The sequence below is a fragment of the Sphingobacterium daejeonense genome, assembly GCF_901472535.1.
GTDB lineage: Bacteria > Bacteroidota > Bacteroidia > Sphingobacteriales > Sphingobacteriaceae > Sphingobacterium > Sphingobacterium daejeonense.
The window spans coordinates 3,686,151-3,705,566 of sequence record NZ_LR590470.1 but is presented as its reverse complement, the minus strand read 5'-3'; the positions used below and the strand labels follow the sequence as shown (position 1 = coordinate 3,705,566).

The window sequence follows — 19,416 nt, the reverse complement described above, 5'->3', positions numbered from 1 at the left end:
TCATTTTACCATAGCTACGACGCAAGTTTTTGATACGTTCAGCAAGAGTTTCCTCATCAGCTTTGATGTCGTATTCAGTAAATTCAGTCTCGTTAGAGAACGGAATATCGAATTGAGGAGCCAAACGATTTCGTAGTCGAAGTTAAAAGTATCTTTGAAATCCCAGTTGTATTGACCGTCTTTATCTTCTTCTTTCGGAAGAGGTTGTCCTAATACTTCTAGTTTTTGTTCACTGATATATTCAGCAATTTTATCATTGATAATTTTATTGATCTCATCGAATAAGATCGCTTTACCGTACAGACGTTTGATGTGTCCAGTAGGAACCATCCCTGGGCGGAAGCCTGGTAGTTTAGCTTGTTTTGCTTGGTCTTTAATTGCTTTATCAACCTGTGGATTATAGTCCTCAGGTGCTATTTCCACTTGGATATTAGCGTTGATGTCATCAATGTTCTGGTGTGAAATATTCATACTCTTGTTTTAGCTTTTCGCAATTAATAAAAAAAATCCTCCCGACGTTTAATTTTCGGGAGGACATCAAGTGCGGAAGAAGGGACTCGAACCCCCACGCCTTGCGGCGCCAGATCCTAAGTCTGGTGCGGCTACCAATTACGCCACTTCCGCAGTTAGGATTTTATTGAGCACAAAGATAGAAACCAAACCTATATATGTCAAGCTTTTTTTACTATTTTTTGGATATCTACTCATAACTGTTTGTATGTTAACGACCTAATTTTTCAATTGACGCCGTTTTTTGGTTGCGCTAGACGCTAAGAATGAGATAATGCCCTAAATTCAACCAAGAATCAAATATTATATAGCTAAAATAGTATCCTGATTTCCTCCTAATTTTACCAATTCCGGTGTTGTTGTGAAAAAAAAATAAAAATTATTTGGGAGTATGAAATATTTGCACTTACTTTGAAACACAAAGTACTTTTATGGACCAGAGAGATATCTTAAAAGAAATAGGCCAGATCCGCTCCATGATGGAGAAGTCGTCGAAATTTATGTCCATCAGTGGACTATCGGGAGTTTTGATTGGTTGTTTTGCATTGTTAGGCGCAACTGCAGCATATTTTGTAGTATATGGATCCAGAAGCCTTTTTGGATATAGGGATTATTATGTTCTGGATGAACAAGTATTGTGGAAACTTATTATCATAGCTTTTATTGTATTGGCAGTTTCAGTTATCGTAGGGGTGATCATGGCTAAGGCAAAAGCAAAAAAAGCAGGACAGAGTATTTGGAATCCGACCAGTAAAGCATTATTAAAGGCGATGGCTATTCCATTGATAACAGGAGGTCTATTCTCAATTATCCTTATCAGTCAAGGTGTATTTGGGTTGGTTGCATCCAGTCTGTTGATATTTTATGGTCTTTCGTTAGCTGCTGCAAGTGTATTCACGTTCCGTGAAGTAAGAGTACTTGGAATTTTGGAAATCATCTTAGGCTTGTTAGCTTTGGCCTTCCCTGGATATGGAGTCGTGTTTTGGGCCTTGGGATTTGGAGTATTACATATCGTTTACGGGTTAATTGTCCATAAAAAGTACGAAAGAAAGTGAGTCTGGATTTAACATTATATGACAAGGTATTTGAAAATAGGGTCCGCCTGCAAATCATGAGTATATTGATGGCAAATGATTCCTATGATTTCAATTCTTTGAAGGAATTGTTGGAGGTGACAGATGGTAACCTTGCATCCAACTTAAAAAGTTTGGAAAAGGAGGGATACATTTTGGTTAGTAAAACCTTTATTGATCGTAAGCCAAATACCAGCTATAGTAAAACAGATAAAGGACAAAAAGCATTTGAAAATCATTTGATTGCGCTTGAGAGTTTAATTAAACAACAGTATAAATAAAATTTTTTTTAACTACATACTTTGAAAGTCAAAGTACTTTTTGAAAAGAAAAAAAATGAGAGGACTACGATTAAAATTCATGTTATTTTTATACAACTGGTCATCCAGGTTGTATGCTGAGCTTTTTAAAGGATATAAAGCGGCATGGGGCATTTCAAAACAAGATTTTTTAAACTATCCGCAAGGAAGTTTGGGCTACGCAATGGGAATGTTTTATCAAGAAAAGGGCTTTGACGTAATGCCAAAGCTAGAAAATCATGATGTATTTCACCTATTGACAGAAACTGGAACTGACATTTCTGATGAGATTGCAATGCAATATCTCTTATTTGGAAATGGGAAAATCAGTCTTTACCTGATTGCGATGTTATTTATTGGTACTTTAATCTTTCCTGAGCACAGTCAGTATTATTGGTCTTCTTATAGGAAAGGAAAATCCATGCATAAATTCTACCATATAGAATTCAAGGAATTCCTTTCTGAATCTATCATTGAATTACAAAACTCATTTTATAACAAACAACTAACACTTCAAGTAAATCTACTAAAACATGGAAAATAATTCATTAAACCAAGGCACTGAGAATAGTTCTCAAAAGACCTTGATCGAAAAGATAACCGATTCATTGATTCTAAAGATCTTTGTAATATTTTTCTTGATGCTGATTCTATTGATTCCGTTGGGATTGATCGGAGATTTGATTTCAGAGCGGAACAATCGAGAGTCGAATGTATCAACAGAGATTGCTCGAAAATGGGGGTTTGGAACAGGTGGTTACAAGTCCAATAATAGCAGTTCCCTATGATATCGTGTTAGAAACTGTGGAGCCGTCCTCCGATGGCAAGAGCAGTTCGATTAGCCGCACTGTTAAGACTGAGTATGCCTATTTAATGGCTGACCAAACTCAAATCCAGGCGGATGTAGAACCTACAGTGCTGAAAAGAGGCATCTACCAAGCTATTGTCTATAACTCAAAGATCAATATTAAAGGGAATTTTAAAAACTTTGATTTGGATAAATTGAAAATTCAAGCCGCAGACCTGAAGTGGAATGAAGCAAAATTAGTCTTTGGGATTCAAGATATTAAAGGTATTTCCGCAAGTCCTAAATTCAAATGGGATGGCAAGGAATATGAGATGGGAAAATATGAACAAGACCTCAGATTATTCAATCAAAATCTAACTGTTGATTTGCCTTTGGAAGGAAATGAGTCATTAAATAAATCATTTGAAATCAACATGGATTTAAAAGGTTCAAAATCTTTGAACTTCTTGTCTCTTGCTAGCCAGACAAAAATCATGGCAACTGGTAAATGGTCAAATCCAAGTTTCAACGGCAATTTTTTACCTGATGAGAGAGAAGTTGGAGAAACTTTTAAAGCCAGCTGGAATATTCCTGACTTTAGCAGGAAGCAGCCTCAGCAATGGAAAGGAGATCCTATGCGTATTTATGATTTCTCGGGAATTGATTTAGCAAATGAAGCTGACGGTAACATCTCCTATCAAGATGCAGCCTCTGCTAGTGTTTGCTGCTGCCAATGGCGTAACAGATAGCCAGACATTAGCGAATGATTATGATATGGTTCAGATTAATTTCTTGCCAAATGTAGATAACTATCAGAAATCAACTCGAGTAACAAAATATGGAGCTTTGGTGATCGCTCTGACTTTCATTTCTCTAGTATTTATGGAAATTATCAAAAAGCAAAGAGTTCACATCATTCAATATGTGTTGATTGGATTTGCAATGGTATTATTCTATGCGCTATTGCTTGCGATTTCTGAACATATAGGCTTTAACATGGCTTATCTTATAGCCGCTATAGCCACCATTGTATTGATATCATCATTTATAAAAGCGATAACCAAGGATATGAAATCGGCACTGAATTTTGCTGCTATTTTAACCCTGTTTTATACATTTATATTTGTGCTGTTGCAACTCAGAGATTATTCATTAATCGTGGGTACTGTTGGGTTATTCATTATTCTTGCTGTCTTGATGAGATTATCAACAAAAATAAATTGGTACCAATTTGAAAAGCAATGATCAAGCTAAGTAAAACATCCATAAGAATGTATCTGACGAGCATGTGGCTGTTATTTTTGGAAAGTCAGCCGCAGAATTTAGATCATGATTTCGCTTTGCCTGTCAACTTTAGTAAATTGGCAGGCAAAACGAATTTTAAATTATGCACAAGATAACATGGATTGGCGCATTCTTATTGATCAATAATATGGTTATTGCACAAGAAGGAAAAGAAGTTCCGCAAAAGGTGGATCGTCCAAAAGTAGAAAATCGCGTAAGGCGTTCTGTAAATGTTGAACCATTGAGCCCAAAGAAATTATGGGAATTGGGAAGAGTTACAGCCGAGGGGCTTTCCAAAGATGGTTCTCAATTGATATATGGAGTTTCAAATTATCAATTTTGAAGAGAATAAATCTGAAAAGAACCTTTTTGTTATTCCTGTAAACGGAGGAGAGGCTAAACAATTTACCTCTGAGGCGGGATCTGAATCTGTTTTAAAGGTTGAAGGCGATGATATCCTTTACATGTTCAAAGGACAGATTTGGAAAAAGAACCTTAAGGATGGCAATTCTATTCAATTGACGAATTATGAAGATGGCCTTGAAAATGTGAAAATTTCCCCTGATGGAAAGCATATCCTTTTTAGCAAAGCTGTACTTCTGAAACCATATTATAGCCCTAACAAGTATGAAGACCTTCCTAAATCCAATGTATATATTTATGATAATTTAGATTACAGGCATTGGGATACTTGGAACGACGGGAAGTTTAACCATCCTTTTGTTGCCACCTATGATAATGGAAAGATTGGAGAGGCAAAGGACATAATGGCTGATGAACCTTATTATTCTCCGACAATGCCATTTGGTGGGGCAGAGGACCTTGCTTGGGCTCCTGATGGCAAATCCGTACTATATGTTTGCAAGAAGAAGTTCGGTACTGAATATGCTCAAAGTACCAACACAGATATTTATCGTTATGATTTGGCTTCAGGAAAAACTACAAACCTGACCGAAGGAATGAACGGCTATGACAATACACCTGGTTTTAGCCCTGATGGGAAAATGATGACCTGGTTGAGCATGAAAACGGACGGATATGAAGCAGATAAAAATGATATCTATATTCAAGATCCTGTGTCTGGGCAAAAGCTAAATCTTACGGCCCATTGGGATGGTACCGTCAATTCATATACTTGGAGCAAAGACAATAAGAAAATCTATTTTGTAGCACCTACTAAAGGGACGGTTCAGGTTTTTGAATTGCAGATTCCTGCCAATCTTAAGAATATGTCTCTGCCAAATATCAAACAAATTTCCTCAGGTGATTTTGATATTACTGGAATTGTTGGTGAAGTAAAGGATGGCTTGGTTGTTACCTCTACTAAAATGACTAGAGCGACAGAGGTATTTATGTTTAATTTTAAATCCAAGTCTCTTTCACCGATTACCAATGTCAACGACCAGATGTATGCTACTGTTGCAGATACTAAAGTTGAAGCAAGGATTACTAAGGCAACAGATGGCTTAGATCTTTTCTCATGGGTGATCTACCCGCCAGATTTTGATCCTACTAAGAAATACCCTACACTTTTGTTTTGTCAGGGGAGGGCCTCAATCTGCAACTACACAATCTTATTCCTTCCGTTGGAATTTTCAGTTGTTGGCTTCCCAAGGATATATTGTAATTGCTCCAAACCGTCGTGGCATGCCTGGATGGGGAGTAAAATGGAATGAGCAAATTTCCAAAGATTGGGGTGGACAAGCAATTCAGGATTATCTTTCAGCAATAGATGATATTGCTAAGGAATCATATGTAGATAAAGATAGGCTAGGAGCGGTTGGCGCTAGTTACGGAGGGTATTCTGTATTCCAGTTGGCTGGAGTTCACGAAGGACGTTTCAAGTCATTTATTTCACATTGCGGTTTGTTTGACATGAAATCTTGGTATGGTACAACAGAAGAATTGTTCTTCGCCAATCATGATCTAGGAGGACCGTATTGGGATAAAGCAAATGAGAAAACCTATACTGAGTTCAACCCGAGCAACCATATAGAGAAATGGGATACTCCGATATTAATATTTCAGGGAGGTAAAGATTACCGTGTTCCAATCGGCCAAGGCTTAGAAGCATTTCAAGCAGCACAATTAAGAGGGGTAAAAAGTAGATTGGTATATCTTCCAGATGAAAACCACTGGGTGTTATCAGGACAAAGCGCTCAAGTGTGGCAAAGAGAATTCTTCGGATGGCTAGACGAAACTTTGAAAAAGTAATAGAACAGAATAGTGATTAAAATTCACAATACTGATTAAAATAAAATAAGGGTTCGGCACACCGAACCCTTATTTTATTATCTTGTTTATTTAATTACTTTCCAACTCTTATCCCACCTCATCAATCAACCTTCATTAACACTTTCAATCCCACATCCCCATCTCACATCCCACATCCCACATCTACTTTGTTTGCTAATACACTTTCTATCTCACATCTCACATCTCATATCCCACATCTACTTCGTTTGCTAATACGCTTTCTATCCCACATCTCATATCCCACATCCCACATCTCATATCCCACATCCCACATCTCATATCCCACATCTACTTCGTATCCTTCTTACCAAAGATTGAGATTTTCAAATATTTCCCTGGGTTTTCTTTCAGGTCTTTTACTAATTGATCCAAGCTTTCAGAGGCATTAGTAAGGTTATTGTACAATTTCTCATCATGAATCAATTGGCTTAAAGAACCTTCGCCTGTATTGATTTTATTGGTGATTTCCATCACATCTTTCATGGCTTGATTAGCATTGTCCACTGTAGCTTTGATTTCAGTTTTAGAAAGGTCATCTGAAAGGTTGTCCAAATTCGCTAATATAGAATTGATTTTTTCATTATTGTTTTTGAAGTTCATGGTAATGGACTCCATATTTGAAAGAATCTTACTCAAGCGATTTTTCTCGGCACCCATCAATCCATCTACATCACCAGTGATCTTTTCAAGATTTTTCAAAGAAACTGAAATACTATGAACGCTGCTTTTGAAGTCACGTTGAAAGTTCTCGTCCAATACAGAGTTTACACCAGATAGTACGGAATCGAGTTTTACCACTAAGTTTTCGATTTTCTTTTGTAGAGGTTCTACTTTTTCCATCAGGTTGGCTTGTACATCCGAAAGGAGAGGATCTCCATTTCTGGCCATAGTTGTACTGTTTCCAAGTTCGAATACAATTGCTTTACTTCCCAAAAGGTCGGCACTTACAATTCTAGCGACGGTATTGGATGGAATATCGTATTCATTTTTAATCTTAAATTCTGTTCTGATTTTTCCATTTGGCTGTAGAGTAAGGTCGGAGACTCTACCAATCTGAAATCCGCTGACCAAAACAGGTTTAGAAACCGCTAGTCCGTCAACATTATCATATTCGGTATAAAAAGTATTTTCGCTGCTAAATACATTGTTTCCTTTAAGGAAACTGTAGCCAATAAATAATATAGCAATAGCAATACTGGTTAATGCTCCGACTTTAGTTTCGTTAGATATTTTCAAAATTACCCTAGTTATATAGTGTTTACTTTATTTCTACCGCCAATTTAAGAAAAAAGTTTATTTTTCTACACTCTTTCGGTATGTATTTATAGCATTAAATAAATCATTTACAATAGATTCTTGACCTGCTGATGACATCATGAACCTTTCTTCGTCGGGATTAGAAATAAAACCAATTTCAGTAAGTACTGCTGGCATTCCTGCTGTCGCCAATACTGCCAGTGATTGTTCTTTGACACCTCTATCAGTCCTGTTCGATCCTGCGAATTGATCCTGCATATAAGAAGCTAACTTAATGCTTTGTTCTCTATATCTTCTTTTCATTAAGGAGAACACAATATAAGTTGAAGGGTCCTTAGGGTCAAAACCACCGTAGTTTTCTTTGTAGTTTTCTTCCATTAGGATGGAAGCATTTTCACGAATAGCTACATCTTGGTCGCCTGTACGGCTAAAACCCAGCACCAAGGTTTCTGTACCTTTAGCAGAGGTATTTAAAACACGTTGAGTTACATATCTCCCTCTACTGTTTTTTTACTCGACGTGATGATGCGCCACCTGAGTTACAGTGGATAGAAATAAATAAATCTGCATGATGCTTATTAGCTAATGCAGGTCTTTCATACAATTTCGGGTACACATCTGTTGTACGAGTATACACGACCTTAATCCCCGGGAATTCTTTTTGGATTTTTTTTCCAAGTTTCAGGGCTACTTGCAAGGCGATATCTTTTTCTTTTGATTGTCGTCCAACTGCCCCTGAATCATGCCCTCCATGTCCAGCATCTAGAACGATTGTTTTTAATTTTCTTTGAGTCCCTTGATCATCTTGTGGATCAATCGGCTTAAAACTCGCTAATAATACGACTGAAACACAGGTTATTACTAAACTTACTTTCCCAAACACCTTCTTCGTTTTAATAAAATTTTTCAATTTATCCTTTTTGTTTCTGTTTTCTAACAAATTCTATACCTTATTGTAAACCAGTACTGGTTTTATAATGTTTTATGGCATCAACTAGGTTGCCCACAATCTCTGCTTGTCCATTTTCTGACAACATAAATTTCTCTTCATCGGGATTTGAGATAAATCCGATCTCTGTAAGTACTGCTGGCATTGCTGCGGAAGCAAGAACCGCTAATGATAATTCTTGTACACCACGATTAGACCTTCCTTTTTTCACATACTCGTTTTGAATATAAGTTGCAAAACGAATGCTCTTATCTCTGTAAGTCCTTTTCATCAAGGAGAAAATGATATAGGTGGATGGATCATTCGGATCAAAGCCACCATAATTCTCTTGATAATTCTCTTCGAATAAAATATCGGCATTCTCCCTTACGGCAACTTCTGATTCACCTTTTTTGCAACCTGTTAAAACCGCAAACAAAAGTTTCCGTTCCACTAACTTGCGGTCTACGGATTGTTTGAGTTACATACTTGCCATTTTTCCCACGTACTCTTTTTTCTGAATTCGCTGAATTGCAGTGAATGGAAATAAAAAGATCAGCATGGTTTTTATTCGCTAATGCTGTTCTTTCGTGAAAAGGAACATCAATATCGGTATCTCTTGTCAACATCGCCTTTACACCGGGCATTTCTTTTTCTATAGCTTCTTTTAATTTCTTGCTTACTTGTAACACAATGTCTTTTTCGGCAGAAATACTTCCATAAGCTCCTGGTATTCTTCCACCATGTCCCGGGTCGATAACGACCAATTTAAATGCTTTATTATTTTGAGTGGTTTGTGAAGTGGTATTGTCCTGATTTTCTTTCTCTTGAGAATTGACTAAACTGCTGAAGAAAATCGTAGGTAGAAGGATTGCGAATACTGCTAAGCTAATTTTTGTAGATTTATTAAAATGCATAGTTAACGTCATTATTTAAGTCTTGCCAGCAACATTGTTGATTAAACTGTTAAATATGGTGAACTTTATCAAAAACCTAATCGTTGTTATTGATTTTTGACTATTTTTGCCAACAAGAGTTTAAAATTAGCACAAAAATAACATTCATATTTCATTTTGAAGGCCTTAAGTTGTTTTTTACTTTCTGTTCTGTTTTTGTTTGTAGGGCTATCTGTGCTTCATGCTCAGGTAAGACCTAATACTAACAATCAAAATGTTACAATAGATTCCCTTCAAAGAGATACTATTCCTACAGATACTTCCAAAAATAATTTCAAAGATGTTAATGGGCAAGACACCGTTCATATGAATAATGAAAGTGGTCTTGAAACGGTAGTAACAATTACCGCAAATGACTCATCATGGAATGAAGTTAGCAAGAATATTTTACATCTCTATAAAGGCGCGAAGGTAAAATATGAAGGTTTTGAACTTGCAGCTGATTACATCCGATTAGATAGAAATACGAATGTATTATTTGCAACGGGTGTCATAGACCATAATGGCAAATATGTAGGACGGCCAGTGGTTATTATGCCGGGAGAGTCTCCAATTGCTGTCGATTCCCTGCTCTATAATTACAAAACACAAGTGCCCAAAACCTTTGGCGTCATGACTGAGGTCGATGGGGGTTATATCCAGGCACGTGAGGTCAGAAAGAACATCTATGATGAAATGTCCCTATATCAAGGGCTCTATTCGACCTGTAATCTACCTTACCCTCATACGCACTTTGGTATACAGATTACCAAAGGAGTGATTACTCAAAAACAGATTATCGCAGGACCTTCCTATTTAGTTGTCGAGAATATACCAATTAAATTCTTAGCTATTCCATTTGGTTTTTTCCCTAAACAGGATAAAAAGAGTTCTGGATTTCTATTTCCATCATTTGGTGAAGACGCTGCCCGCGGTTTCGCAATGCGTGACCTAGGCTGGTACCTTACGTTCAATGATTATTGGGATTCTGAAATTAGAGGAACATTATATTCCAAAGGTACTTGGGAAGCGAATATAAGAACGCAATATTTAGTAAATTATAAATTCAACGGTAACTTTGCTCTTCAATACGGATCTTATGTTCAGGGTGTTGAAGGTACTGACAGCTTTGGCCGCGAAAAGAACTTCAGGTTTACCTGGAACCATAGCCAAAGACAAGAAGCCAACCCAGGAACTTCATTCTCAGCTTCGGTAAATTTTGGTTCTCGTAATGCCTATAGAAATGCTGCAACAACAGGACAATATAATCCGATGGAAGCAATCAATAATAGGATGGGCTCATCAATTGCTTATGGAAAAGTATTTGCAGATGGAAAGGTGAATTTTACAGCTAATATGTCCCATGACCAAAACCTTTCAACTGGAGACTTAACCTTAGATTTACCTACCATAAGTTTAAACGTAGCTACCTTTAACCCATTTGATTCTAAAGATCGTATTGGTGAACAAAAATGGTATCAGAGAATTACAGTAGGTTATAGCTTACAAGGTCAAAACAGAATCCAAACCAAAGATTCTTTATTGTTCAGAAAAGAATCAATTCGCGATTTTACAAATGGTATCCAACATAATATTCCAGTAAGTCTGAGTTTAAATGTGATGAAGTATTTCCAATTCAATACTTCATTTAATTACACCGAGCGTTGGTATCTTCAGTCTGTACGTAATAGGCTGACCAATGAACCTTATGGGTTCAAGGCTGTAAAAGATACCTTGCAGGGTTTCAAACGGGCTTATGATTATTCTGTATCTACCGGTCTTTCAACCAAGATCTATGGTCAGATGAACAGAAAAATTGGTAAGGTTGAGGCCATGCGTCATACCATTACCCCATCTATTAATGTTAACTATAGGCCTGATTTCTCAGATCCTAGATATAATTTTTACAGGGATTTTACGGATGAAAATGGAGTATATAAAAGATATTCGATTTTCGAAAATGGAGTTTATGGAACTCCAGGGGCTGGCAAATCATTTGGGATAGGATTTTCAGTTGATAATAACTTAGAGGCTAAAATCCGGAAATGATAAAGATACTACGGGTACTGGCGTCAAGAAAGTTCCGATTATTCAAGGTTTGACCTTTAGCGGAAATTATAATGTTGCTGCCGACTCACTAAAACTATCTCAAATTAGCTTCTCTGGTCGTACAGCATTGTTTGACAAAAAAGTAAATGTCAACTTTAATGGTTCATTCGATCCTTATTCTTATGATAGGTATACCGGTACTAGAATTGATCGCTTTGCGATTAAAGACGGTAAATTAGCGCGATTGACTAATTTTGGATTATCATTTGATTATAGCTTAAACCCTAAGGCAAATGAAAATCGAAGTGAAAATATAGATTCCTTACGTAGTTCTATGCCTAACCTTACGCCTGAGCAGGCACAAGCATTAGCAAGAATCAGTACTGATCCAAATGCATTCGTAGATTTCAATATTCCTTGGAATTTAGCGGGATCCTTCAGCATGAACTATAACCAGGTTTTCAGCCGTGAAAGAATGCAGATGGAAACTAGAATTACAAGTACAGTAAATGTACATGGTGATTTCAATGTAACCCCGAAATGGAAAGTTCAATTCAACACAGGATATGACTTTGTGCAAAAAGAAGCTTCCATGAGTCAGATCAGTATCTATCGTGACCTACACTGTTGGGATATGTCGGTAGGTTGGGTGCCATTTGGAAGATATAAGAGTTATAACATCACCATTCGAGCAAAAGCATCGATTTTGCAGGATTTAAAATTAACCAAGAGACAGAGCCATTTCACATATTAAAAGCTCTAAATAATACGATATCTATGAAAGCTGAAATTATTACCATTGGTGATGAGATCTTGCTTGGACAGATTGTGGATACCAATTCAGCCTGGATTGCCCAAGAGTTATTTGCCCAGCAAATTCAAATACAACAAATCACTTCTATTACAGATACTGAAGATCATATTTTGTCTGCACTGGCAGATGCAGGGTCGCGTGCAGATATTATTATTTGTACAGGTGGATTAGGTCCTACCAAAGATGATGTCACTAAATTCACTGCAGCAAAATTCTTCCATACTGATCTGGTGTTTAACCAAGATGTGATGGACCATGTTCAACAGATTTTTCAGCGGTTTAATAGAACGATGCCAGATATCAATAAAGGACAGGCACAGGTGTTGGCTAATTGTGAGGTTTTATTCAATGACTGGGGCACTGCACCTGGCATGTGGGTAGAACACGATCAAAAGGTCTACATTTTCCTTCCTGGGGTTCCTTTTGAAATGAAAAACTTAATGACTTTCCGAGTCTTGCCAAAACTTAAAGAATTTCAGACCGAGGAAAAAGTTGTTAATAAATATATCCTAACCGTTGGAATTGGCGAATCGCATTTAGCAGAACATATCGCAGAAATCGAAAACACTTTTCCTAATCATGTTCACCTGGCATACCTACCAAAAATTGGTCTTGTAAGATTGCGACTGACATTAACAGGGAAGGATATCGATGCCCTTGAAGTTGAAGCTGAGGAATGGAAGAATAAATTTGTGGAACGTATTGGACCTACAGTAGTGGCTACTGAAGATGTTAGTTTTGAAGAAGTAATTGTTCGTAGTTTTTCAGACCATAAACTTACATTGGCAACTGCAGAAAGTTGTACAGGAGGTAATATTTCCAGATTGATTACAGAAATTCCAGGATCTAGCAAAATGTTTCAAGGTGCTGTTGTTTCTTATGCGAATGAAGTTAAGGAAGGTGTGTTGGGTGTATCTATAGAAACCTTAAAAGCGCATGGTGCTGTTAGCGAGGAAACGGTAATTCAGATGGCAAATGGTGTAAAACAACTATTGAATGTGGATTATGCCATAGCAACAAGTGGGATTGCTGGACCAGATGGTGGTACACCTGAAAAGCTAGTAGGGACAGTGTGGGTTGCTGTAGCTGGGAAAAATGAAGTGAAAACGAAGTTATTTCATTTTCATCACGACAGGCTAATTAATATTGAACGCACTACAGCTCAGGCATTCCTGATGCTATGGAACTTATATCAAGCAGAACTCCAGAATTGACAGAATGTTATTTTGTTCAGTATATCCTGCAAAATATTTAATTTTGTTCACTTGTCAAGTAAGTATAAATATTTAACTTAGTAATCTAACAATCCAAATAATTATAGATGGCTATATATAAACTATTGTTACCCAAGATGGGAGAGAGCGTGTCAGAAGCGACATTGACCAAATGGGTAAAGCAGGTTGGAGATCAAATCGATGAAGATGATGCGGTGGTTGAACTTGCTACCGATAAGGTCGATTCTGAAGTCCCATCGCCAGTTTCTGGTATTCTTAAAGAAAGATTGTTCGAAGAAAATCAAGTAGTACAAGTTGGTGATGTCATCGCATTGATCGAGGTTGACGGTCCTGAAGCTGACCATCAAGAACAAGCCCCTCAACACGAGGAGCATGTTGAAAATGAAGCTGAAAACAATCATTCAGAACCAGCAGCTGAGGGAAATATATCAGAAGAAAGTACACAAGAATCTGTTCAATCTTCTGAAGAACAAATTCCAGGAATTGATCAGGTTGCCGAAAGACCATCTTTCCAAGAGAATCATCAACAAATCAATTCAGGTCTACGATTCTATTCTCCATTGGTGAGAAATATTGCTCAACAAGAAGGTATATCCCAACAAGAGTTGGATAGCATTCCTGGGACCGGTGGGGAAGGCAGAGTAACGAAACAGGATGTTCTGAATTTCCTTGAAAAAAACAAAGGTGTTCAAATTCCTAAGCCTGCATCTCCAGTCGAAGAGGAAATTCATCAACCTAAGGTTGAAAAACAAGAAGCTATACAGACTCCGCCTGCTCAAGTAGTAAAGAGCAGCAATGGCGATTCTGAGATTATTGAAATGGACCGTATGCGTAGATTAATTGCTGACCACATGGTCAACAGTGTTAAAACTTCGCCACATGTTTTTTCTGTAGTTGAAGCCGATGTTACGAACCTGGTGAATTGGAGAAATAAAGTAAAGGATGCTTATAAGAAATCTGAAGGTGAAAACATAACTTTTACACCACTTTTCATTGAAGCAATAGCCAAAGCTATTAAAGACTTTCCAATGGTTAATGTTTCGGTAGACGGCTACAATATTATTCGCAAGAAAAACATTAATATAGGGATGGCCACAGCATTGCCATCAGGAAATCTGATAGTTCCAGTCATCAAGAATGTAGATCAATTGAGCTTAACAGGGATTTCAAGATCTGTGAATGATTTAGCTAATCGTTCTAGGGGAAATAAATTGAAACCTGATGATACCCAAGGAGGAACCTTCACCTTTACTAATATTGGAGCCTTTGGAAACATATTCGGGATGCCGATTATTAATCAACCTCAAGCTGCAATTTTAGCAGTTGGTACTATTAAGAAGAAACCTGCAGTTTTGGAAACAGAATTCGGTGATGTAATTGCTGTTAGACACATGATGTATATTTCTATGTCTTATGACCATCGTGTAATTGATGGAGCACTTGGAGGACAATTCATCCGTAGAGTAGCAGATTATTTAGAAAATTGGGACTCTGAAAGAGTTATATAATTCAAGATAAAAAAGAAAAACGGCTTAGGATTTCCTAAGCCGTTTTCTTTTTTATTACCCCTGAACCAAAACTTGGTTTCTAGGTAATTTCTTTTGAACCATATAACGATATCTAAAATATAGAAGAATGGATGAGGTTAAAAGTCCTAAGGTTAGTCCATACCAGATTCCTTTGACCCCTATGTTCAGCGTAATGCCCAATACATAAGCAATCGGTAATCCCACTACCCAATAAGCAAAGAACGTAATAAAGGTAGGGATATTCACATCACCCATTCCTCTCAAAGTTCCCAACCCCACGACTTGAGTTCCATCAAACAATTGAAACATCCCAGCAATGATTAACAACTGGGCAGCCATCACAATTACTTCTTTATCCTTGGTAATTATGTATGGTAAATATTGATTGAAGACAGCAAATATAATCGCACAAATTATCATAAATACCAGTACAAGATGGTAGGATACGGTAGCAAACTTTTGAAGTCTAAAGAAGTTTTTGTTGCCATAGGCATTTCCTACTTTGATGGTTGCAGCAGAAGCAATCCCACTTGCCATCATATAGGTCATTGCAGCAAGAGTAATCGCAGTTTGGTGTGCTGCTTGTTCAATGGCGCCAATCTTTCCAGCAATCAATGCTGCACCTGCGAATGCCCCAATCTCAAAATACATATTGCATAGCTACGGGAGCACCGATCTTCAATATTTTTTTTACGCTATCAAAATCGATGAACTTAACAGAAAAATGTTGGATATACCTTTTGAAATTCACAGAATTCAATACATACCATGCCATCACTGCCATCATCACAATACGGTCAATCAGTGTGGCAATACCAACACCTCTTACCCCCATAGGTTCAATACCGAACATACCCTTTACAAGAATGACTGCTATGATTACGTTCAATACATTTCCCCAAATCGTAATATTCATGGCCTGTTTTGTAAAACCTAAGCCTTCAGCAAATTGTTTAAACGTATTGAAGATCATCAAAGGAACAATTGATAAACTCAATATAAACAGATAGGGTTTCGCAGTTTCTACCACCAATGGATCTTGATCTGCATGCTGCATGGCATACATGGAACCATAGTAAACAAATAGGAACAATAATATTCCTGAGACCAGATTCAACCAGAAGCTATTCGACAATAATTGAGCACATTCCTTAAAATTATGTCTTCCGTTTTCTTGAGCAATCAGAGGGGTAAGTCCGTAGGCAATACCTAACCCAATTACCAACACAACCATAAAAACGGAGTGCACCAATGAAACAGCTGCTAATGAAATCGTACCTGCGAATTGGCCAACAATAATAGTATCTGCAGTCTGCACCAAGGTATGCCCAAGCTGTGAAATCACAACCGGACCTGCCAAGGCCATCGTGCTTAGATAATATATTTTATTGGATTTGAAGTTCTGGAGCATATAATAAAATAATAAGGAGCACAAAGGTACAAGTTATAACTCGCATAGAAAATCATCTTAGTTTAACTTTTTGTTGCTAAATAATTACAGGAATTTATTGCTGAAAAAAAATAATAGACTTACCTTAGCTTATTATCAATTAATAAAGTAGAGATGAATTTAGCGTTTTTGAACATTGGTACCCAAGAGATGATGCTGATTATTTTAGTGGCATTATTACTTTTCGGTGGCAAGAAATTACCAGAGTTAGCAAGAGGACTGGGCAGAGGAATAAGGGAATTTAAAGATGCTTCAGAAGGGATTAAAAGAGAGATTTCAGATCAGATCAACAATTTTGAAAAAGAAATTGACGATGTAAAGGCCGATATTGAAAGAGAGCCTGAACAAAAGAAACCTGCTGCGACACCAACCCAAGATTTTGAAAACACTTTGGCTTCAAATGAAAATGAGGTCGTAACGGAAGAAGAAGTTGTTGCTGAAAAGAAAGTGCCTCAATTTACTGCACCAGCAGGAACTTATGAGCACAAACCTTACACTACTCCAACAGCAGATGATTATTATAGCTATGGTTACAATGACCACTTTGCGAATAATGATGCCCCTGCAGTTGAAGATAATGCAGCAGAAGATGCTGCTAAGGAGAACCCTGCTCCTGAAGTTGATAAAAATCCATTAGAAGATAATAATTCTAAACAAGCCTAGAAAATATTCTTATATCTAAAAGCTGTTGGTATTCTTCCAACAGCTTTATTATTTCCATTTAGATTTATATATGATTACATCACACGAGATTATCGTATCGAAAGAGTTGTCGATTAGCGAGAAACAAGTGAATACCACCATCAACCTTTTGGATGAAGGTGCGACGGTGCCATTTATTGCCAGATACCGTAAAGAATTGACAGGAAGCCTGGATGAGGTTCAGATCACAGCAATTCGGGATAGAATGCAACAATTGAGAGACCTTGACAAACGCAAGGATGCGGTTCTGAAATCCATCTCTGAACAAGGGAAGCTAACCCCTGAACTTGAAATTCAAGTGAAGTCTGCCGAAACCATGGCAGCTCTGGAAGATATCTACCTTCCTTATAAACCGAAGCGTAAAACAAGAGCATCTGTCGCTCGTGAAAAAGGATTGCAACCCTTGGCTGAGTTATTATTGGCGCAGGATAAAATAGATGTTGAGACAGCAGCAGGTTCATATATTGATGAAGAGAAAGCTGTAACTTCAATTGAAGAGGCCTTAGCTGGTGCTCGTGACATCATCGCAGAACAAATTGCCGAAGATGCACAAGTGAGAGCCCATGCAAGAAAGGCAATCTTAAACAAATCAAATTTCGTATCCAGGGTAGTGCCTGGAAAAGAAGAAGCAGCCTTGAAATACAAAGACTATTTCGATTGGACTGAATCCTTGAAAGATGCTCCATCACACCGTGTTCTTGCAATGAGAAGAGGTGAAAAAGAAGAGCTTTTATATCTTGATATTGATGTTGCTGAATCCGATGTAGTCCCTGGAATCGAAAAGCTATATATCAAAGGAAATAATGAAGCCAGTAATCAAGTTTCATTGGCATTAGCAGATAGCTATAAACGCCTGTTGAAGCCATCAATGGAAACTGAAATCCGTGTGCTAACTAGGCAGAAAGCGGATGAAGAAGCAATCAAAGTTTTTGCAGACAACGTAAGGCAATTATTATTGGCTGCTCCCCTTGGTCAGAAACGTTTATTGGCTATTGACCCAGGATTCAGGACAGGATGTAAAACTGTGGTTCTGGATGCGCAAGGCAATCTGTTGGAGAATACGGCAATCTTCCCTCATAACGGTGCTGGAGGCCAAGCTGAAGCTGAACGTATTGTTAAACGGTTGATATCTTCTTATGATATTGAAGCAATTGCTATTGGTAATGGTACAGCCGGACGTGAAACGGAGGATTTTATCCGTAAAATGAATATGCCAGGTGCGACCATCGTGATGGTCAATGAAAGTGGTGCTTCTATCTATTCTGCATCGGAAGTCGCGCGCGAAGAGTTTCCAGAGCATGATGTTACCGTTAGAGGTGCCGTTTCCATAGGCAGAAGACTAATGGATCCATTGGCAGAACTCGTTAAAATCGATCCTAAATCAATTGGTGTTGGTCAATACCAACATGATGTTGACCAAAATAAGCTGCAATCTGCCCTTGATGATACTGTTATGTCCTGTGTAAACTCGGTAGGAGTAGAACTAAACACAGCCTCAAAACAAATCTTATCTTATATTTCAGGATTAGGTCCGGCATTGGCACAACAAATCGTTAATTATAGAAAAGAAAATGGTCCATTCAGTTCACGCCGTGAATTGAAGAAAGTACCTAGATTAGGCGATAAAGCTTTCGAACAAGCAGCGGGATTCTTAAGAATTCGTAATGCAGAGCACCCATTAGATTCTTCAGCTGTACATCCTGAGCGATACGCTTTGGTTGAAAAAATGGCTAAGGACTTGAATGTATCCATCCAGGATCTGATGAAAGATGATCAAGTGAGAAAAAGTGTCGACCTGAAAAAATATATCTCCGAGGAAGTAGGTCTTCCTACATTGAATGATATCATGGCAGAGTTGGCAAAACCAGGTTTGGATCCTCGTGATAAATTTGAAGCATTTTCATTTACTGAAGGTGTAAATAGCATCGCTGACTTGAAAATCGGAATGAAGCTTCCAGGAATTGTAACTAACATTACTAATTTCGGTGCTTTTGTTGATATCGGTGTTCACCAAGATGGTTTGGTGCATTTAAGTCAATTGGCAAATCATTACGTATCTGATCCACATGAAATTGTAAAAGTTCAACAGCAGGTTCAGGTCACAGTAACGGAAGTTGATGAAAAAAGAAACAGAATCAGTTTATCGATGAAAACTGAAGATAAAGCACCAAGGAAGCATTCTGAGAAGCGTTCTGACCGCCGTCAAGAGAAAGCTCCAGAAACCGATATGGCCGCTAAGCTAGCTGCATTGGCAAGCAAGTTTAAGTAGGGAAATCTTAAGGTATAAATAAAAAGAAAGCTTGGTGAA

At 37.7% G+C, this 19,416-nt stretch carries 22 protein-coding genes and 1 tRNA gene; 14 read left to right on the top strand and 9 right to left on the bottom strand.

Going from position 1 to position 19,416, the window contains the following annotated elements; translation table 11 throughout:
• Positions 1 to 471 (bottom strand): trigger factor family protein, encoded by a 471-nt coding sequence (locus FGL31_RS29205; RefSeq protein ID WP_317131060.1) that lies wholly within the window; start codon positions 469 to 471, stop codon positions 1 to 3.
• Positions 472 to 542: 71 nt separating this feature from the next.
• A tRNA-Leu gene (locus FGL31_RS17810) sits at positions 543 to 624 on the bottom strand.
• Positions 625 to 941: 317 nt separating this feature from the next.
• Between FGL31_RS17810 and FGL31_RS17805 the strand changes: the two genes are divergently transcribed.
• The 8 genes from FGL31_RS17805 to FGL31_RS26450 all read left to right on the top strand — a co-directional run bounded on the left by FGL31_RS17805 (position 942) and on the right by FGL31_RS26450 (position 6,167).
• The gene (locus tag FGL31_RS17805) at positions 942 to 1,565 is read left to right on the top strand and encodes a hypothetical protein (RefSeq protein WP_099371823.1); all 624 of its coding nucleotides are present in this window, start codon (positions 942 to 944) and stop codon (positions 1,563 to 1,565) included.
• Positions 1,562 to 1,864, top strand: coding sequence for a winged helix-turn-helix domain-containing protein (locus FGL31_RS17800; protein ID WP_138093472.1), 303 nt, complete (start codon positions 1,562 to 1,564; stop codon positions 1,862 to 1,864). The genes FGL31_RS17805 and FGL31_RS17800 overlap by 4 nt, the downstream gene beginning before the upstream one ends.
• Before the next feature lie 79 nt (positions 1,865 to 1,943).
• Positions 1,944 to 2,426 carry a Coq4 family protein gene (locus FGL31_RS17795; RefSeq protein ID WP_171017723.1) on the top strand — a complete coding sequence of 161 codons (483 nt, stop codon included), beginning with the start codon at positions 1,944 to 1,946 and terminating at the stop codon, positions 2,424 to 2,426.
• Positions 2,416 to 2,670, top strand: a complete 255-nt coding sequence (locus FGL31_RS26460) for an inner membrane CreD family protein (RefSeq protein WP_232046915.1) — start codon at positions 2,416 to 2,418, stop codon at positions 2,668 to 2,670. The genes FGL31_RS17795 and FGL31_RS26460 overlap by 11 nt, the downstream gene beginning before the upstream one ends.
• Positions 2,636 to 3,418, top strand: coding sequence for an inner membrane CreD family protein (locus FGL31_RS28310; protein ID WP_262709261.1), 783 nt, complete (start codon positions 2,636 to 2,638; stop codon positions 3,416 to 3,418). Before FGL31_RS26460 ends, FGL31_RS28310 begins: the two co-directional genes overlap by 35 nt.
• Positions 3,372 to 3,914, top strand: coding sequence for an inner membrane CreD family protein (locus tag FGL31_RS28305; RefSeq protein WP_262709164.1), 543 nt, complete (start codon positions 3,372 to 3,374; stop codon positions 3,912 to 3,914). The genes FGL31_RS28310 and FGL31_RS28305 overlap by 47 nt, the downstream gene beginning before the upstream one ends.
• Before the next feature lie 142 nt (positions 3,915 to 4,056).
• Positions 4,057 to 4,296: a hypothetical protein gene (locus tag FGL31_RS26455; RefSeq protein WP_138093466.1), complete on the top strand. Its 240-nt coding sequence runs from the start codon at positions 4,057 to 4,059 to the stop codon at positions 4,294 to 4,296.
• Between the two features lie 1,160 nt (positions 4,297 to 5,456).
• Positions 5,457 to 6,167, top strand: a complete 711-nt coding sequence (locus FGL31_RS26450; RefSeq protein ID WP_232046914.1) for a S9 family peptidase — start codon at positions 5,457 to 5,459, stop codon at positions 6,165 to 6,167.
• 330 nt (positions 6,168 to 6,497) lie between these two features.
• On the opposite strand, the gene FGL31_RS17775 is transcribed toward FGL31_RS26450, so the two are convergent.
• From FGL31_RS17775 to FGL31_RS26440, 5 genes are all read right to left on the bottom strand, one after another.
• A complete protein-coding gene (locus FGL31_RS17775) occupies positions 6,498 to 7,445 on the bottom strand; it encodes an MlaD family protein (RefSeq protein WP_099371818.1) in 948 nt (315 codons plus the stop codon).
• A 57-nt stretch (positions 7,446 to 7,502) separates the two neighbouring features.
• Positions 7,503 to 7,907: an N-acetylmuramoyl-L-alanine amidase family protein gene (locus FGL31_RS28300; RefSeq protein ID WP_262709163.1), complete on the bottom strand. Its 405-nt coding sequence runs from the start codon at positions 7,905 to 7,907 to the stop codon at positions 7,503 to 7,505.
• Positions 7,908 to 7,965: 58 nt separating this feature from the next.
• Entirely contained in the window at positions 7,966 to 8,349 is a 384-nt protein-coding gene (locus FGL31_RS28295; protein ID WP_262709162.1) for an N-acetylmuramoyl-L-alanine amidase family protein, read from the bottom strand.
• 67 nt (positions 8,350 to 8,416) lie between these two features.
• Positions 8,417 to 8,848, bottom strand: coding sequence for an N-acetylmuramoyl-L-alanine amidase family protein (locus FGL31_RS26445; protein ID WP_232046913.1), 432 nt, complete (start codon positions 8,846 to 8,848; stop codon positions 8,417 to 8,419).
• Positions 8,799 to 9,311 (bottom strand): N-acetylmuramoyl-L-alanine amidase family protein, encoded by a 513-nt coding sequence (locus FGL31_RS26440; RefSeq protein WP_232046912.1) that lies wholly within the window; start codon positions 9,309 to 9,311, stop codon positions 8,799 to 8,801. The genes FGL31_RS26445 and FGL31_RS26440 overlap by 50 nt, the downstream gene beginning before the upstream one ends.
• 195 nt (positions 9,312 to 9,506) lie before the next feature.
• Between FGL31_RS26440 and FGL31_RS17760 the strand changes: the two genes are divergently transcribed.
• The 4 genes from FGL31_RS17760 to FGL31_RS17750 all read left to right on the top strand — a co-directional run bounded on the left by FGL31_RS17760 (position 9,507) and on the right by FGL31_RS17750 (position 14,935).
• Positions 9,507 to 11,378, top strand: a complete 1,872-nt coding sequence (locus FGL31_RS17760) for a putative LPS assembly protein LptD (RefSeq protein WP_232046911.1) — start codon at positions 9,507 to 9,509, stop codon at positions 11,376 to 11,378.
• Positions 11,379 to 11,427: 49 nt separating this feature from the next.
• Positions 11,428 to 12,132, top strand: coding sequence for a putative LPS assembly protein LptD (locus FGL31_RS26435; protein WP_394366156.1), 705 nt, complete (start codon positions 11,428 to 11,430; stop codon positions 12,130 to 12,132).
• Positions 12,133 to 12,155: 23 nt separating this feature from the next.
• A complete protein-coding gene (locus FGL31_RS17755) occupies positions 12,156 to 13,406 on the top strand; it encodes a competence/damage-inducible protein A (protein WP_138093463.1) in 1,251 nt (416 codons plus the stop codon).
• A 107-nt stretch (positions 13,407 to 13,513) separates the two neighbouring features.
• Complete coding sequence (locus FGL31_RS17750) at positions 13,514 to 14,935, top strand: dihydrolipoamide acetyltransferase family protein (protein WP_138093460.1); 1,422 nt, start codon at positions 13,514 to 13,516, stop codon at positions 14,933 to 14,935.
• Positions 14,936 to 14,989: 54 nt separating this feature from the next.
• On the opposite strand, the gene FGL31_RS29200 is transcribed toward FGL31_RS17750, so the two are convergent.
• Positions 14,990 to 15,607 carry an MATE family efflux transporter gene (locus FGL31_RS29200; protein ID WP_317131059.1) on the bottom strand — a complete coding sequence of 206 codons (618 nt, stop codon included), beginning with the start codon at positions 15,605 to 15,607 and terminating at the stop codon, positions 14,990 to 14,992.
• Positions 15,597 to 16,367, bottom strand: coding sequence for an MATE family efflux transporter (locus tag FGL31_RS29195; protein ID WP_317131058.1), 771 nt, complete (start codon positions 16,365 to 16,367; stop codon positions 15,597 to 15,599). Before FGL31_RS29195 ends, FGL31_RS29200 begins: the two co-directional genes overlap by 11 nt.
• A gap of 153 nt (positions 16,368 to 16,520) precedes the next feature.
• Here FGL31_RS29195 and FGL31_RS29190 point away from each other — a divergent pair, with 153 nt between their 5' ends.
• Positions 16,521 to 17,069, top strand: coding sequence for a Sec-independent protein translocase subunit TatA/TatB (locus FGL31_RS29190; protein ID WP_138093457.1), 549 nt, complete (start codon positions 16,521 to 16,523; stop codon positions 17,067 to 17,069).
• A gap of 70 nt (positions 17,070 to 17,139) precedes the next feature.
• On the top strand, positions 17,140 to 19,377 hold the full coding sequence (locus FGL31_RS17735; RefSeq protein WP_138093454.1) for a Tex family protein: 2,238 nt from the start codon (positions 17,140 to 17,142) through the stop codon (positions 19,375 to 19,377).
• The last annotated feature ends 39 nt before the right edge of the window (positions 19,378 to 19,416 follow it).

Bases quoted from the DNA above. Each gene is read 5' to 3' on its own strand.
- FGL31_RS17795 (WP_171017723.1), top strand. From the start codon at position 1,944: ATGTTATTTTTATACAACTGGTCATCCAGGTTGTATGCTGAGCTTTTT.
- FGL31_RS17805 (WP_099371823.1), top strand. From the start codon at position 942: ATGGACCAGAGAGATATCTTAAAAGAAATAGGCCAGATCCGCTCCATG.
- FGL31_RS17735 (WP_138093454.1), top strand. From the start codon at position 17,140: ATGATTACATCACACGAGATTATCGTATCGAAAGAGTTGTCGATTAGC.
- FGL31_RS17755 (WP_138093463.1), top strand. From the start codon at position 12,156: ATGAAAGCTGAAATTATTACCATTGGTGATGAGATCTTGCTTGGACAG.
- FGL31_RS26440 (WP_232046912.1), bottom strand. From the start codon at position 9,311: ATGCATTTTAATAAATCTACAAAAATTAGCTTAGCAGTATTCGCAATC.
- FGL31_RS17750 (WP_138093460.1), top strand. From the start codon at position 13,514: ATGGCTATATATAAACTATTGTTACCCAAGATGGGAGAGAGCGTGTCA.
- FGL31_RS29205 (WP_317131060.1), bottom strand. From the start codon at position 471: ATGAATATTTCACACCAGAACATTGATGACATCAACGCTAATATCCAA.
- FGL31_RS29195 (WP_317131058.1), bottom strand. From the start codon at position 16,367: ATGCTCCAGAACTTCAAATCCAATAAAATATATTATCTAAGCACGATG.
- FGL31_RS26455 (WP_138093466.1), top strand. From the start codon at position 4,057: ATGCACAAGATAACATGGATTGGCGCATTCTTATTGATCAATAATATG.
- FGL31_RS26460 (WP_232046915.1), top strand. From the start codon at position 2,416: ATGGAAAATAATTCATTAAACCAAGGCACTGAGAATAGTTCTCAAAAG.
- FGL31_RS29190 (WP_138093457.1), top strand. From the start codon at position 16,521: ATGAATTTAGCGTTTTTGAACATTGGTACCCAAGAGATGATGCTGATT.
- FGL31_RS29200 (WP_317131059.1), bottom strand. From the start codon at position 15,607: ATGTATTTTGAGATTGGGGCATTCGCAGGTGCAGCATTGATTGCTGGA.
- FGL31_RS28305 (WP_262709164.1), top strand. From the start codon at position 3,372: ATGCAGCCTCTGCTAGTGTTTGCTGCTGCCAATGGCGTAACAGATAGC.